The sequence below is a fragment of the Nocardia sp. bgisy134 genome (assembly GCF_057708325.1).
Genome location: NZ_JBYIRW010000002.1, coordinates 31,592 through 45,694, shown reverse-complemented (window position 1 = coordinate 45,694; position 14,103 = coordinate 31,592). Strand labels below are relative to the sequence as shown.

The following is a 14,103-nucleotide window of genomic DNA, read 5'->3' as shown; positions in this document are numbered from 1 at the left end:
CCCGCGGGAATCCCCGCCCGCCGCCCGGCGCGGCAGCGCGAACCGCCGGGCCCGCGGCGCGATCGCCGCGGGCCCGGTCCCCTCCGAAGTCACTTGCTGAGCACCGTGTAGCGGAACTTGAACGACAGATCCAGCGTCTGCTCCATCCCCTGCACGCCGCTGGCCGCCACGCCGATCTGCTTGCCGGACAACAGCGGAACGATCGGCAAGAAGTTCTGCGCCAGATCGCGCTGCACCTGCTGAATCTGCTGGAGCCTGCGATCCCGGTCCGGCTGGGTCGCCTCACCGACCAGTTGCGCGGTGATGCCGGGATTCTCGAAATGCGATTGCAGGAAGTTGTTGGGCCCGAAGAACGGCGAGAGGTAGTTGTCCGGGTCCGGGAAGTCGGGGAACCAGCCGAACTGGAACAGCGGATACGCGTCGCGCGCCCGTTCCCGTTGGTAGCTGACCCATTCCGTGGACTGGAGGTTCACCCGGAACAGGCCGGTGCCCTCCAGTTGCGCCTTGATCGCTTTGTATTCCTCGGTGCTGCTGGAGCCGTAGTGGTCGGGGTTGTACTGGAGGTTGAGCTCCACCGGTGTCGCCACGCCCGCGTCGGCGAGCAACTTCGCGGCCGCGTCCTTGTTCGGGCCCGCGCCGTAGATCTCCTTGAACGGTTCGGCCGCGCCCGGAATGCCCTGCGGTACGGACGAATACGCCGGGAGATAGGTGTCCTTGTAGACGTCGCGCGCCAGCGCGGCCCGGTCGACCGACGACGCGACGGCCTTACGCACCGCCAGCTTCTGCTCCGGCGTACCGCCGGGCATGGTGTTCATGTTGAAGACGATGTAGCGCAACTCGCCGCCGGGACCGTCCAGCACCTTGACCTTGTCCGAGGCACGCAAGCCCTCGATGTCGGTGGGCGTCAGCGAGCGGTACCCCGCGTCGATCGCGCCGCTCTGCAGGTCCAGCTTCAGGTTGTCGGTGGTGGCGTAGTACTTCGCCGAGATGCGCGGGGTCTTCGGGGTGCCGAGGATGCCGCGGTAATCCGGATTCGCCTGGTATTCCACCAGTTTGTTCTTGTCGTAGCTGGTGATCGTGAACGGGCCGGAGTAGCCCTTGGCGCGCACCACGTCCTCGTCGGCCATCACCTTGTCGGCCGGGAAGACCTGCTCGTCCACGATCGGCCCCGCCTGGGTGGGCAGAATGGCCGGGAAGGTCTGGTCGTTGGGGACCTTCAGCGTGAAAGCGACGGTGCGGTCGTCGACCACGTCCGTCTTCTCCAGGTTGCCCAGCAACGAGGCGGGGCCGTTCGGGTCGTTGATGCCGAGCATGCGGTCGAAGGAGAACTTGACGCTCTTGGCGGTCAACGGGTTTCCGCTGGCGAACTTCAGCCCGGCCTGCAACGTGCAGGTGTACACCGTCGGCGTGGTGAACTCGCACTTCTCGGCCGCGTCCGGTCTCGGGGTGGGATCGCCCGGCGCGAAATTCAGCAGGTACTGGTAGATCTGCGTCTCCGCGACCAGCGATCCGTTGTCGTAGGCGGCGGCCGGATCGAGCGAGAAGATCTTGTCCGTGGTGCCGACGATCAGCCCGGCGCCGTCGCCTCCCTCTCCCGTCCGTCCGGACCCGCAGCCCGCCAGCAGCGACGCCACCAGCGCCGCGAGCCCGACCGCCGCAACGCCTTTCGCTCGTCTCCGCCCGCCCGGCGTCCTCGAAACCCTCATCATCCGGCCCCACTTCTTCGAGCGCGCCGCACCGCGATACCTGGATCACAGGCCCGGTCCGGACGCGGTGAACTTCCGATATAGCTGGCGACCGTACCCACGAACCATTTCCGGCACATTGCGTTTTCAAAGAAAAATCACCGGGCTGCCATCGCGCGTTGCGAGTCGTGCACGGCGACACCGGTAACGACCGGTCAAATGTCCAGAAAAGCGGGGAAACCGAGGTCACAGCGTCTCGAGGAGGCCACGACACGAGCACGGACAGCATTGTGCCGCTACCCATTTCGGATGTTCGCCAAACCGGCGGGCGCATCGGACGTCCGCCGCTATGCTCCCCGGCATGGGGATGGCGGACGACGCACGGGAACTACGTCGCGCCGAGGCCGAGCGGGCGGCGGGCAGGCAGCGCGGGCTCGCGGAGAACCTCGCCGCCGTCACCGCGCTGATCGACGCTCGCATCCCGGACTTCATCGCAGCCGTCGCGGAACTCCGGATCGCCGCCGAGGGCACCCTCCTCGATCGGTACTGGCTGGTCGAGCTGCCGCTCGTGAGCTCGATGCCCGCCGTGCTGAAGGTGCGCAAGAACGGCGCCTGGCAGTTCGTTCGCTACGTCTACGACCACCTGGCACGGATGGACATCCCGACGGTGGACCGCGCACCGGTCTTCACCGCCGTCCCCACCGGCACGGAGCTGGACGCCGCCTTCGCGCGGTGGCTCGCCGACCACCTCCCGCGCTGAACCGGCCTCAGGGCCTGCTCAGCGCGCTCGCGTTCGCGTTCTCGCCGAGCAGCACCGACTCCGGCTGACCGGTCAGCATGCCCTCGAGCAGGTTCTTGCCGATCGAGGCCTCCTGCGGCAGCGGGATCGGGTAGTTGCCGTCGAAGCACGCGCTGCACAGACGGGTGCGCGGCTGCTCGGTCGCGGCGATCATGCCCTCGGTGGAGATGTAGCCGAGGCTGTCGGCGCCGATCGAGCGGCGCACGTTCTCGACCATGTCGTCGTAGCTGTCGTCGGAGCCCGCGCCGTTGGCGATCAGCTCCGCGCGCGAGGCGAAGTCGATGCCGTAGAAGCAGGGCCACTTCACCGGCGGCGAGGCGATCCGCACGTGGATCTCCACCGCGCCCGCCTCGCGCAGCATCCGCACCAGGGCGCGCTGGGTGTTGCCGCGCACGATCGAGTCGTCCACCACGATCAGCCGCTTGCCGCGGATCACCTCACGCAGCGGGTTCAGCTTGAGCCGGATGCCGAGCTGACGAATGGTCTGGCTCGGCTGGATGAAGGTACGGCCCACGTAGGCGTTCTTCATCAGACCCTGCCCGTAAGGCACGCCCGAACCCTGTGCGTAACCGACAGCGGCCGGGGTGCCCGATTCCGGCACCGGGATCACCAGGTCGGCCTCGACCGGATGCTCCTTGGCCAGCCTGCGGCCGATCTCGACACGGGTCGCGTGCACCGAACGGCCCGCGATGGTGGAGTCGGGCCTGGCCAGGTACACGTACTCGAAAACGCAGCCCTTGGGCTCGGGGTTGGCGAAGCGCATCGAACGCACGCCGTCGGCGTCGATCGCCAGCAGTTCGCCCGGTTCGATCTCACGGACGAAGGCCGCGCCGACGATGTCCAGCGCCGCCGTCTCGCTGGCAACGACCCAGCCACGCTCGAGCCTGCCGAGGCAGAGCGGACGCACGCCGTGCGGGTCGCGGGCGGCGTAGAGGGTGTGCTCGTCCATGAAGGTCAGGCAGAAGGCGCCCTTCAGCGTGGGCAGCAGCTTCATGGCCGCCTGCTCGATGCTGGAGTCCGCGGCGGCGTGCGCCAGCAGCGCGGTCATCACGTCGGAGTCGGAGGTCGCGCCGACCGGCTGCGGGCGGCCACCGGAGACCGGGTTGCCGATCAGCCCGAGTTCCCGTGCGCGGCTTGCCAGTTCGGCGGTGTTGACCAGATTGCCGTTGTGTCCCAGCGCGAGTCCGGAACCGACCGCGGTGGTGCGGAAGATCGGCTGCGCGTTCTCCCAGGTCACACCGCCGGTGGTGGAGTAGCGACAGTGGCCGACGGCGATGTGGCCCGGCATGGCGGCCAGCGTCTGCTCGTCGAACACCTGCGACACCAGCCCGAGGTCCTTGAAGACCAAGATCTGCTGACCGTCCGAGACCGCGATGCCCGCCGCCTCCTGGCCACGGTGTTGCAGGGCATAAAGTCCGTAATACGTGAGCTTCGCCACGTCCTCGCTCGGCGCCCAGACACCGAAGACACCACACTCCTCGCGCGGCTCGTTCTCGTCCTCATCGGGGGTGGCTGCGAGGTTGTCGACCGATACTTCGGCGTTGGTCACCGTTTGCTCCCTGTTCGGGCGGGCTGGGGGCACCAGTCATTCTACGGGTGAAAGTTGGAGGGCGATCACGGCCACCGCACCCCGGCAGCAATTCCCGTGTCGATCACCCGAAATCCCAGGGTGACGGCGGTACCGTCCATTCGTGGCGACCACGGACAGCACCAGCGGGACGGATCCGAACGCTCGGCGGCTCGACCGTCGTTCAGTACTGCGCATGGTTGCCTCGCCTGTGGTGGTACTCACTCTGCTGACCACCCTGCTCGGGATCATGTACCTGGACTACGTCATCGATCCCGTGGACAACCTGCACGACTTCCCCATCGCGCTGGTCAACCAGGACGTCGGCGAGACGATGGGCACACCGGGGCAGCAACGACAGGTGAATTTCGGCGAGCAGGTGGCCGACGGGCTGCGCGAGTCCGTGCCCGCAGACCAGATCGATCTGCGGGTCCTCGGGATCACCGAGGCCGAGCGGCAGATGCAGTCCGGCAAGGTCTACGGCGCGATCATCATTCCGAGCGACTTCAGCAAGCGACTCGGCATTCTCGGCGTCGGCAGCGTGGTGCCCGGCGACATCGAACAACCCATCATCACGTTGCAGACCAACCCGCGCATGGGCGCGTACGCCTCCTCGATCGTCGTCCGCGTCGGCGACCAGGCGTTCCCGCAGGTGAACAAGCAGGTCGGCGAGCAGCTGACCCGGCAGGTGCAGTCCCAGCTCACGCCGCCGGAGGGCGGGCAGGCGCCGGCGCTCAGCGGAGCGACCCGCATCGCGCTGGCCAGTCCGCTCCAGCTGATCAGCGAGCAGTACCACCCGCTACCCGGCAACACCGGACAGGGACTGACCGCGTTCTTCTACGCGCTGTTGCTGCTGCTCGCGGGCGTGATCGGTTCCATGACCATCCACACCATGGTCGACGCCGCCCTCGGTTTCGTGCCCACCGAGTACGGCCCGTGGTACGTCCACTTCCCGCCCACCCCGATCTCGCGATTCAAGACCCTGCTGATCAAGTGGGGCGTGATGGTCCTCATGGCGAACGTCGTCTCGCTGATCTATCTGCTGGTGGCCAAGGGGCTCGGCATGCCGATCGACGATCCGCTACCGCTGTTCCTCTACGGCGCGTTCGCAATCATTGCGGTAGGCATCACCGGCCTGTCGATCCTCGCGGCCATCGGCTCGGCGGGACTGCTGGTGAACCTGATCCTGTTCATCGTGCTCGGCCTGCCGTCCTCGGGCGGCACGGTCCCGATCGAGGCGACGCCCAAGTACTTCGGCTGGCTGGCCCATTTCGAGCCGATGCACCAGGTGTTCCTCGCCGTCCGATCGATCCTGTACTTCGACGCCAACTGGGCGACAGGGCTGGGGCGTGGCGTCTGGATGACGCTGATCGGCCTGATAGTCGGGCTCGTTCTCGGGGCGGTCATCACCCGCTACTACGACTACAAGGGCCTACATCGCGGCAGTTCAGCGGCGGTCGCCCAGTAATCGGTCCGGCAGGTGATCAATCGGTCCGGCGGCAATCGTCCGGTCGAAGGCGCGCCCGGCCGCCTGAACGACTGTTCTCACTCGTCTGGTCGCAGGATGGGCAGCCAGTGCGCCACCTCGGGCGCTCTGCTCCCGGAGGCCGTGAGTGCGCCGGAATGCCGCGCGGTCTCGAAGTCGAGCAGGCCGGTGGCGAGCAGCAGCCAGGTGCGCGGGTCGGCCTCCACGACATTGGGCGGAGTGCCGCGGGTGTGGCGGGGGCCCTCGATGCACTGCACCGCGACGAACGGCGGGACCCGCACCTCGACGGAATGGCCCGGCGCGTTGGCGGCCAGCGTGCGCACCGTGGTCCGCACGGCCGCCGCCAGCTCGGGGCGCGCGGGCGCGGCGGCCGTCTCGTCGCGCAGCCAAGCGCTCACCGCGGCCACCGCCGACCGAGTCTCCGCCGGGTCCACCGCCGTTCGTCGTCCCACAGCGCCGAGATTACCGATCGGCGCCGACAGGCTCGCGCTTCAGGAACCCTCGTCGAGGACAGACAGACCATGAGTCACTGATCCGCGTCCGACCGCGAGTCCCGGGCTGCCGCGCGCCGCGACCGGTTCGGATCAGGCCCAAGGTCCGATGCCGCCGACCTTCTCGATGCGGATGCGGGTGAGGACCCCGTCCGGTGCGCCCTCGGGCGGGAAGGGGACTCCGGGCGCCATCGTCTGCGCGAGTTCCTTCAGCAGTTCCGGCGCACCGCCCTCGACGATGCGAGCCGTGCCGGTGACGGTCAGGTACGGCGTCATGACTTCGCCGCGTTCCCTGGAGACGATGGTGAGCGCGACACGGCCGTCACGACGCACGTTGCGGACTTTCTTGTACTCGCCGAGGTGTGCGGTGACGAGCTCGTCGCCCTCGGGAGTCGATTGCAGGGCGACCCAGACCAGGCTGACCTGCGGGCTGCCGTCGGGATTGAGCGTGACCAGCGTGGCGTCGGCACCGGATCCGATCAGTGCGCGCGCGGCGTCATCGAGTTTCACGTGTCGATCCAACACCAATTCGCCTCGTTCATTCCCGTTTTCGCCGTGTGGACGCGCGGCCGATTCGGGGACTTACGGAATAGGCTCGGGGAGCGCTAGGCGGGTCGCGAGCACCCCGCCCGCGTTCATCGCCCAGTGCAGCAGTGCCGGGGCCGTGGTGCTGCCGGTCTTTCGGCGCAGCAGGCCGAGAATCGCGCCGCCCCCGGCGGTGGCCAAAACCGTGGGGGCGATGGGCTGCCCGCCCGCGCGGGCCGGGTGGATGTGCCACAGGCCGAAGGCGGCGGCGCCGAGCACGTGGCCGAGGCGCGCACCGAAAGTGTTGTCCAGCAGCGGTTCCAGAGTGGAACGGAAGATCAGCTCCTCGCTGTAGACCGTGCCGACCGGGATGTGCACGGCGACCCACTCGAGGTCCGACACCTCCTGCCCTACCGGAGCGACGTCGCGCAGCACCTCGCGCAGCGCCGGAATCGCCACGGCCGCACCGTAACCGGCGAGAACCAGTGCTCCGGCGGACGCGCCGACCGCCAGCCCCCGGCCCGACCACCAGTGGGATCGCCCGCCGAACGCGAGCCCGTACCCGGTCGCGAAGCACGCGTTGGCCGCGGTGCGCCCGCGCTGATCGAGCCCGAGCCCTGGCAGCACCCGATTACTCCACAACAGCGCAAATCCGGTGCCGACAATCGCCTTCGACACCGGTCCGAGACTCACTTGGTCTCCCGCTCGAATTCCTCCGCCGCCTCCAGCTGGAACCGAATCCGTTCTGCCAGCTGATCATTCCAACCCGGCGGTGCCGCGACGGCGGCCCAGCCGTCCAGCACCAGACTGCCGTAGCGATGCCCGTGCCCGTCCGAAACGCCTTGGGCGTTGGTGAGATCCGCGGCGACCTGCCAGAAGGTGACGAACGGCGCCCAGCGCATCTGCGAGGACACGTCGGCGCCGCGCGGCTCGGAGAGCCAATCCGGTTGGGAGAAGATCAGATCCGGCGACCACCAGACGATGGGGTCCGAGGGGTGCATGAGGTAGGCGATGCGCGGCGCCCGCCATTCGGTGTCTGGACGCCCCAGATCGGCGGCGTCGTCGGCGAATCGGACCACCAGCCCGTCGGCGTACACTGGCTCCACCTCCCTCGACCCCGGGTCGCGCCGCTGCACGAGCTGCTGCCACAGGCGGTTCGAATTCGGCGGACCGACCCACAGCGCGCCGTCCACCTTGGCGCGCAGATCGGCGAGTCCGTCGAACGCGGCCTCCGACCCCTGTGAACCGAGGCTCTCGCCGTACACGAGCAGCTTGGGCCGCGACTGCGGCGGACGCGCCGACCAGTGCTCGTACACCGCGTCGAAGAGCCCCTTGCCCGCCGCGGCCGCCTTGCCGCGGTCCGCGAGGAACGACAGCGGGCTGGGCAGATACGAGTACTGGGTCGCGACAATGGCGGTGTCGCCGCCGTACATGTACTCGATCGCCCCCACCGCCATCGAATTGACCCAGCCGGTGCCCGTGGTGGTGACCACCACGAGCGCCTTCCGGTCGAAGGCCCCGGTGCGCTCCAGTTCCTGCACCGCGAGCGCGTCCTGGTCCGCCTCGCCGTCGGTCGACTCCAGCCCGACGTAGACCCGGATCGGCTCGCGGGCGGGCTGCCCGGTAACGGCCGCGATGCGGCTCTGCGTCGGCCCGTGCGAGACGAACCAGCGTCCCTCGAAGCCGAGCGTCTCCCATTTCGCCAGCGATGCCGGACTTCCCGAGCGCTCGGATTGCTGCGGCTGCACCGCATTGGCCGAGGTGTGGTCGTTGCGCACGCTGAAGGCCGAGTTGGCGACCGCGAAGAATGCCTCGGTGGCGACACCGTTGAACAGCGTCACCACGAGCACCACGAGCACCAGCGCCCCCGCGGCCGGTGCCAGTTCGCGCGGCACCCGGACCCACCGGTTGAGCTGCCTGGCCAGGAACAGGATGATCTCGCGCACGGTCCGATAGACGGCGACCACCGCGACGCCCACCGCCACGCTCAGCAGTCCGGTGCGCAGGTAGGCCGGGGTCGTGGTGCCCTCCATGCCCATCAGCGCGGTGATCTCGCGCTGCCAGCGGGCCGACTGCACCAGCATCAGGGCGGCCGCCACCGCGGAGGAGAACAGCACCGCGGTCTTCAGCGCGTAGCGCACCCAGATGGGCGGCCCCGGAATCTTCAGCCGCGGCCGCACCCAGAGCCGGAACAGCCACTCGAGCAGGCAGCCGAGGCCGTAGCCGAGCGCCGCGTTGACGCCCGAGATCAGGCCCTGGAACAGCCAGTCCCTCGGTACCAGCGAGGGCGTCACCGACAGTGCGAAGAAGACGGTGGCGACGATCAGGCCGACGTAGTTGAGGTCGATGATGTCCTCGGCGCGCTGCACCACGACGACGCCGCGGGCACGCAGCTTCGTCAGGGTGTCGGCCTTCTCGAGCACTCGAACAGTATGGCTGTCGGCACCGACGGCGGTGCGCGTTGCCCAGGTCACCGCGCGACAATTACCCACCGCGCTCGAGTAGTTGTACGCGGTCGCGCCGGCCGTCCTCCGAGCAGACTCGATATCCATGAGCACACCAAACGCAGCGCCGAAAGCCAGTTCGGCCTACGTCGCGCAGGCCGCGATCGCGTTCGGCATCAGTTTGTTCGGGGCGGGCGTCGGCATCTTCTACCTTCCGCTGGACATCTGGCAGCGCGGCTTCCTCGGAATGACCGTGCTGTTCCTGGTGACCAGCACCTTCACCCTGGCCAAGGTGGTCCGCGACCAGCACGAGGCCAACTCCACCACCAACCGCATCGACGCGGCGCGGATGGAAAAGCTGATGGCCGAACACGATCCGTTCAAGGCCATCTGACCGACGACAGACGCCCACCTGGGCGAGCCCGGCAACGAGGGGTCCGGGCTCGCCCGGGTGGGCGTTCGTCGGTCTACTTCAGCTCGCGCTCGCGGTCGGCGGATTCCTCCAGGTACCGGCGGATCCGGTCGGAGAGTTCCGCCGTCCAGTCCGGCGGTTGGGCGATGGCGACCCAGGCGTCGAGCACCAGCGTGCCGTAGCGATGCCCATGACCGTCGCTGACCCGCTGCCCGTTCGGCAGGTCGGCGGCGACCTGCCAGAACGTGACGATCGGATACCAGCCCGAGGCCGACCACTCGGCCGGCCCCGTCGTGTAGCTCAGAGGTAACTATCCGAGCCTCCGGTGGGGTCAGATCGCGCTGGCTCCGAACAGTTTCGGCAGCGTGCCCTCGTAGGCTTCGCGCAGTTCCGCCATGGTAACCGAGAATTGGCCCTGAACCTCGACGGAATCCGAGCCCTGGTCCACGACACCGATGCGCACCCACGGCAGCTCGCGCGCGTCGCACATCTTGGTGAACCGGGTCTCCTCGGAGCGCGGCACCGCGACGAGCACCCGGCCCGCCGATTCGGAGAACAGCGTGACGAACGGGTCCGCGCCCTCGGGAAGCAGGATGCGGCAACCGGTTTCGCCCGCCAGCGCGGCCTCCACCACGGCCTGCGCGAGACCGCCCTCGGACAGGTCGTGCGCGGCGCTGATCATGCCATCGCGCGAGCCGGAGGTCAGCACCTCGGCGAGCAGCTGCTCGCGGGCGAAGTCGACCTTGGGCGGCTCGCCGCCGAGGTGATCGTGGGCGACCTGCGACCAGATGGAACCGCCGAACTCGTCGCGGGTCTCGCCGAGCAGGATCAGCGTCTCGCCCGGCTCGAGGCCGAGGCCGGTCGGAATGCGCCGGTGCACGTCGTCGATGACGCCGAGCACGCCGACCACCGGCGTCGGCAGGATGGCGTCCTGGCCGGTCTGGTTGTAGAAGCTGACGTTGCCGCCGGTGACCGGAATGCCAAGCGCCACACAGCCGTCCGCGAGACCGCGCACGGCCTGCTGGAACTGCCACATCACGCCAGGGTCCTCCGGCGAGCCGAAGTTGAGGCAGTTGGTGACGGCCTTCGGGGTCGCGCCGGTGGTGGCGACGTTGCGGAAGGCCTCGGCCAGCGCGAGCTGCGCGCCGGTGTACGGGTCCAGCTTGGTGTAGCGGCCGGAGGCATCGGTGGCCAGCGCGATGCCGCGGCCGGTCTCCTCGTCGATCCGGATGACGCCCGCGTCGGCGTGCTCGGCGAGCACGGTGTTACCGCGTACGTAGCGGTCGTACTGCTCGGTGATCCACTTGCGGCTGCACAGCTGCGGGCTGGAGATCATCTGCAGCAGGGTCGCGCGCAATTCCTCCGCGGTCTTGGGACGCGACAGCTTGTCCGGGGTGTCGGCGATCAGCGCGTCCTGGTAGTCCGGGCGCTGCACCGGGCGCTCGTACACCGGGCCCTCGTGCGCGACCGTGCGCGGCGGCACGTCGACCACGGTCTCGCCGTGCCAGGTGACCACGAGGCGGTCGCCGTCGGTGACCTCACCGATGACGGTGGCGAGCACGTCCCACTTGTGGCACACCGCCATGAACGCTTCCACGTTCTCGGGGGTGACCACGGCGCACATGCGCTCCTGGGATTCGCTGGAGAGGATCTCCGCAGGCGTCATGTTGGCCGCACGCAGCGGCACCTTGGTCAGGTCGATGTGCATGCCGCCGTCGCCCGCGGCCGCGAGTTCGGAGGTGGCGCAGGACAGCCCGGCGCCGCCGAGGTCCTGGATGCCGACGACCAGCTTGGCCGCGTACAGCTCGAGACAGCACTCGATGAGCACCTTCTCGGTGAACGGGTCGCCCACCTGCACGCTGGGCAGCTTCTTGCGACCCGCGCCGGACTCGTCACCGGAGAAGGTGTCGGAGGCCAGCACGGACACGCCGCCGATGCCGTCCAGGCCGGTGCGCGCGCCGAAGAGGATGATCTTGTTGCCGGTGCCGGAGGCGAAGGCCAGGTGCAGGTCCTCGACCCGCATCACGCCGGCGCACAGCGCGTTGACCAGTGGGTTGCCCTGGTAGGAGGCGTCGAAGACGGTCTCGCCGCCGACATTGGGCAGACCGAGCGAGTTGCCGTAGCCGCCGACGCCGCGCACCACGCCGTCCACCACGCGCCGGGTGTCCGCCGCGTCCGCCGCGCCGAACCGCAGCTGGTCCATCACCGCGATCGGGCGCGCGCCCATCGCCATGATGTCGCGCACGATGCCGCCGACGCCGGTGGCCGCGCCCTGGTACGGCTCGACGTAGGAGGGGTGGTTGTGGCTCTCCACCTTGAAGGTGACCGCCCAGCCGTCGCCCACGTCGACGACGCCCGCGTTCTCGCCGATGCCCGCGAGCATGGACTCGCGCATCTGGTCGGTGGTGGTCTGGCCGAAGTAGCGCAGGTGCACCTTGGACGATTTGTAGGAGCAGTGCTCGCTCCACATCACCGAGTACATCGCCAGCTCGGCGTCGGTGGGCCGACGGCCGAGGATCTCCTTGATGCGGGCGTACTCGTCGTCCTTGAGACCAAGCTCTTTGTACGGTTGCGCCACATCGGGGGTTGCTGCGGCTGCACTGACGGTGTCGACCTGCGGAGTCACGGAGTACCAGGGTCCTTTCGGCCGGGCCTTGGGGGTCGGCGAGCCGGCGGAGCCGGCGGGGTGGGTGAGCACGGGCGTCGGCAGCGACGAGCGTTGTCACTGGTTGCGGCGAGATGCCTGGCACTCAGTCTAGAGGGCGGGTGGCGCGGTCACGCAGGTGAGGGGCGCGGCCGCGGTGACGGCGCGGATTGCCGACGGTGACGCCGTGCAGCGCTCCGATCCGAGTGTGGTCTCGATCATGGTCGCTGGGTCGTTGCCCGAGACCGTCGCGTCTCGATCCGAGCCGCCGATTCCCCTGTCAGCGGGCGAGATCGGCGGGCGGTCCTCGCGGGTTGCGGCGTCCGGGGCGACCCGGAGACCGCCCCACCCCCCGGATACTCTGTCGGAGTGAGTGAACGATCGGGGGTCGCGAATTCGGCCGAGCAGCAGGCTGCCACGGAGGATGTGCGCCCCGGCGTCGCGAATGTCGCGACCGAGTCGTCGCCGCGGTCGCCGATGTCGTCCACGCAGATGCGCTGGCTGGCCGCCGCGTTCGGACTGTTCCTGATCTCGGCGGTGGTCTCGCTGCTCGTCCACTGGTGGAACGGGTACATCGATCTCCAGGTCTATCGCAACGGCGCGCGGGTGTGGCTGGACGGTGGCGAGCTGTACGGCCCGATGCCGCCGGTGTTCGGCATCGGCCTTCCGTTCACCTATCCCCCGCTGGCCGCGCTGTTCTTCGCGCCGCTGGCGCTGATGCCGTTGGTGCTGGCCGAGGTGCTGGTGCTCGCCACCTCGATCGCCGCCCTCGGCATCACGCTGTGGCTGGTACTGGCCAGGATCCGGCCGGAACTCGACCGGTTGGCCGTGCTGCCCTTGGTGATCGCCGCCGTCGCGGCGGTGGGCTTCCTCGAGCCGGTGCGTCAGACCTACGGCTTCGGCCAGATCAATCTGGTGCTGATGGCCGCCATCGCGCTGGACTGCCTGGTGCGCAAGCCATTCTGGCCGCGCGGCATGCTCATCGGAATCGCGGTGTCGGTCAAGCTGATTCCCGCGGGCTATCTGTTGTACTTCCTGCTGCGCAAGGATTGGAAAGCGGCGGGCACGCTGGTGGTGTCGGCGATCGGCGCGGTCGGCCTCGGATTCCTGCTGTTCCCGCGCGATTCCGTGGAGTACTGGTTCAACACGCTGGCCGACACCGGCCGCATCGGCCCGCCCTACTTCGCGGGCAACCAGTCGCTCAAGGGCATGGCCTTCCGGCTCGGCGTCTCCGATTCGGCGGCCACGCTGATCTGGATCACGCTCTCGCTGGTGACGATCGCGCTGGCCGCGATCTGGATGCACCGGCTCATCGAGGCGGGGGCCACCGTGGCGGCGCTGCTGGTGAATGCTGCTGCGGTGCTGCTGGTCTCACCGGTCTCGTGGTCGCACCACTGGGTCTGGGTGGCGCCCGCGCTCGTCGTGGCCGCCGACGCCATCGTGCGAGTTCGCGAGGGCCGCGCGCGAACTCCGCGCGGACGGTTGTTCGTCGCGACGGTCGTCGGCTTCACCGTGCTGTTCCTGATCGGCCCGCACTGGCTGCTGCCGCATTCGAAGGACCGGGAACTCGACTGGGACTGGTGGCAGCAGATCATCGGAAGCAGCTACGTCCTCGCGACGTTCGCGGTGTTCGTCGTCGCGGTCGCCACCTACCGCCCCGTCACGAAACCCTCGCCCGAACCCGCTCCGGTCACAGCCTGACCCACCTCACGCGGCGCGGAGTCGGCCGAGGTGCAACAGCCCGCCGCCAGTCGATTCCCGACCGGTCCGAACGCTTGCGCAACGCCCCTTCTCACGGTTCCAGATAGAGACGTTCGTTCGGCAGCCGCGGGTACTGCCCGGCGTGACCACACGGACCACCGACACGACTCCCGGCCGTTGGGCGAAGCACCATAACTGTCACTTCAGCAGTTTTCCTGTCGTTCATCGGTGTCTCCGCCGGCAACGTCCACCACAAGCGCTGATGACATCAGCCGGTCAGTCGGTCAATGGAGGGCTCGATCGCAGGCGTGCCGGCAACCGTGCCGCGAAGACAGGTAGTGGACTACCC

Annotated in this window: 12 protein-coding genes; 4 read left to right on the top strand and 8 right to left on the bottom strand. The window is 68.7% G+C overall.

Features of this window, described 5'->3' with window-relative positions; translation table 11 throughout:
• Positions 1–89: 89 nt before the first annotated feature.
• Positions 90–1,706: an ABC transporter substrate-binding protein gene (locus AC3ERS_RS04215; protein WP_431964509.1), complete on the bottom strand. Its 1,617-nt coding sequence runs from the start codon at positions 1,704–1,706 to the stop codon at positions 90–92.
• 340 nt (positions 1,707–2,046) lie between these two features.
• Between AC3ERS_RS04215 and AC3ERS_RS04210 the strand changes: the two genes are divergently transcribed.
• A complete protein-coding gene (locus tag AC3ERS_RS04210; protein WP_431963685.1) occupies positions 2,047–2,445 on the top strand; it encodes a hypothetical protein in 399 nt (132 codons plus the stop codon).
• 7 nt (positions 2,446–2,452) lie between these two features.
• Here the strand turns inward: AC3ERS_RS04210 and purF are convergent, their stop codons facing one another.
• On the bottom strand, positions 2,453–4,033 hold the full coding sequence (purF, locus tag AC3ERS_RS04205) for an amidophosphoribosyltransferase (RefSeq protein ID WP_431963683.1): 1,581 nt from the start codon (positions 4,031–4,033) through the stop codon (positions 2,453–2,455).
• A 214-nt stretch (positions 4,034–4,247) separates the two neighbouring features.
• On the opposite strand from purF, the gene AC3ERS_RS04200 reads away from it, so the two are divergent.
• Positions 4,248–5,519, top strand: coding sequence for a YhgE/Pip domain-containing protein (locus AC3ERS_RS04200; RefSeq protein WP_431963681.1), 1,272 nt, complete (start codon positions 4,248–4,250; stop codon positions 5,517–5,519).
• A 77-nt stretch (positions 5,520–5,596) separates the two neighbouring features.
• Here AC3ERS_RS04200 and AC3ERS_RS04195 read toward each other — a convergent pair whose 3' ends face one another.
• The 4 genes from AC3ERS_RS04195 to AC3ERS_RS04180 form a co-directional block, all read right to left on the bottom strand.
• A complete protein-coding gene (locus AC3ERS_RS04195) occupies positions 5,597–5,989 on the bottom strand; it encodes a sterol carrier family protein (RefSeq protein WP_431963679.1) in 393 nt (130 codons plus the stop codon).
• A 132-nt stretch (positions 5,990–6,121) separates the two neighbouring features.
• On the bottom strand, positions 6,122–6,538 hold the full coding sequence (locus tag AC3ERS_RS04190; RefSeq protein WP_431963677.1) for a PPOX class F420-dependent oxidoreductase: 417 nt from the start codon (positions 6,536–6,538) through the stop codon (positions 6,122–6,124).
• 72 nt (positions 6,539–6,610) lie between these two features.
• Positions 6,611–7,231 carry a CPBP family intramembrane glutamic endopeptidase gene (locus AC3ERS_RS04185; protein ID WP_431963675.1) on the bottom strand — a complete coding sequence of 207 codons (621 nt, stop codon included), beginning with the start codon at positions 7,229–7,231 and terminating at the stop codon, positions 6,611–6,613.
• A gap of 11 nt (positions 7,232–7,242) precedes the next feature.
• Positions 7,243–8,976 carry an alpha/beta hydrolase gene (locus AC3ERS_RS04180; protein WP_431963673.1) on the bottom strand — a complete coding sequence of 578 codons (1,734 nt, stop codon included), beginning with the start codon at positions 8,974–8,976 and terminating at the stop codon, positions 7,243–7,245.
• 127 nt (positions 8,977–9,103) lie between these two features.
• On the opposite strand from AC3ERS_RS04180, the gene AC3ERS_RS04175 reads away from it, so the two are divergent.
• Complete coding sequence (locus AC3ERS_RS04175; RefSeq protein WP_431963671.1) at positions 9,104–9,391, top strand: YiaA/YiaB family inner membrane protein; 288 nt, start codon at positions 9,104–9,106, stop codon at positions 9,389–9,391.
• Between the two features lie 73 nt (positions 9,392–9,464).
• Here AC3ERS_RS04175 and AC3ERS_RS04170 read toward each other — a convergent pair whose 3' ends face one another.
• Both AC3ERS_RS04170 and purL read right to left on the bottom strand, forming a co-directional pair.
• Complete coding sequence (locus AC3ERS_RS04170) at positions 9,465–9,713, bottom strand: alpha/beta-hydrolase family protein (RefSeq protein WP_431964507.1); 249 nt, start codon at positions 9,711–9,713, stop codon at positions 9,465–9,467.
• Positions 9,714–9,740: 27 nt separating this feature from the next.
• Positions 9,741–12,035, bottom strand: coding sequence for a phosphoribosylformylglycinamidine synthase subunit PurL (gene purL, locus AC3ERS_RS04165; RefSeq protein ID WP_431963669.1), 2,295 nt, complete (start codon positions 12,033–12,035; stop codon positions 9,741–9,743).
• A 387-nt stretch (positions 12,036–12,422) separates the two neighbouring features.
• Here purL and AC3ERS_RS04160 point away from each other — a divergent pair, with 387 nt between their 5' ends.
• Positions 12,423–13,754 carry a glycosyltransferase 87 family protein gene (locus AC3ERS_RS04160; protein WP_431963667.1) on the top strand — a complete coding sequence of 444 codons (1,332 nt, stop codon included), beginning with the start codon at positions 12,423–12,425 and terminating at the stop codon, positions 13,752–13,754.
• Positions 13,755–14,103 lie beyond the last annotated feature (349 nt).

Excerpts from the sequence above, each read along its gene's own strand:
- AC3ERS_RS04215 (WP_431964509.1), bottom strand. The coding sequence starts at position 1,706 with ATGAGGGTTTCGAGGACGCCGGGCGGGCGGAGACGAGCGAAAGGCGTT.
- AC3ERS_RS04210 (WP_431963685.1), top strand. The coding sequence starts at position 2,047 with ATGGGGATGGCGGACGACGCACGGGAACTACGTCGCGCCGAGGCCGAG.
- AC3ERS_RS04200 (WP_431963681.1), top strand. The coding sequence starts at position 4,248 with ATGGTTGCCTCGCCTGTGGTGGTACTCACTCTGCTGACCACCCTGCTC.
- AC3ERS_RS04175 (WP_431963671.1), top strand. The coding sequence starts at position 9,104 with ATGAGCACACCAAACGCAGCGCCGAAAGCCAGTTCGGCCTACGTCGCG.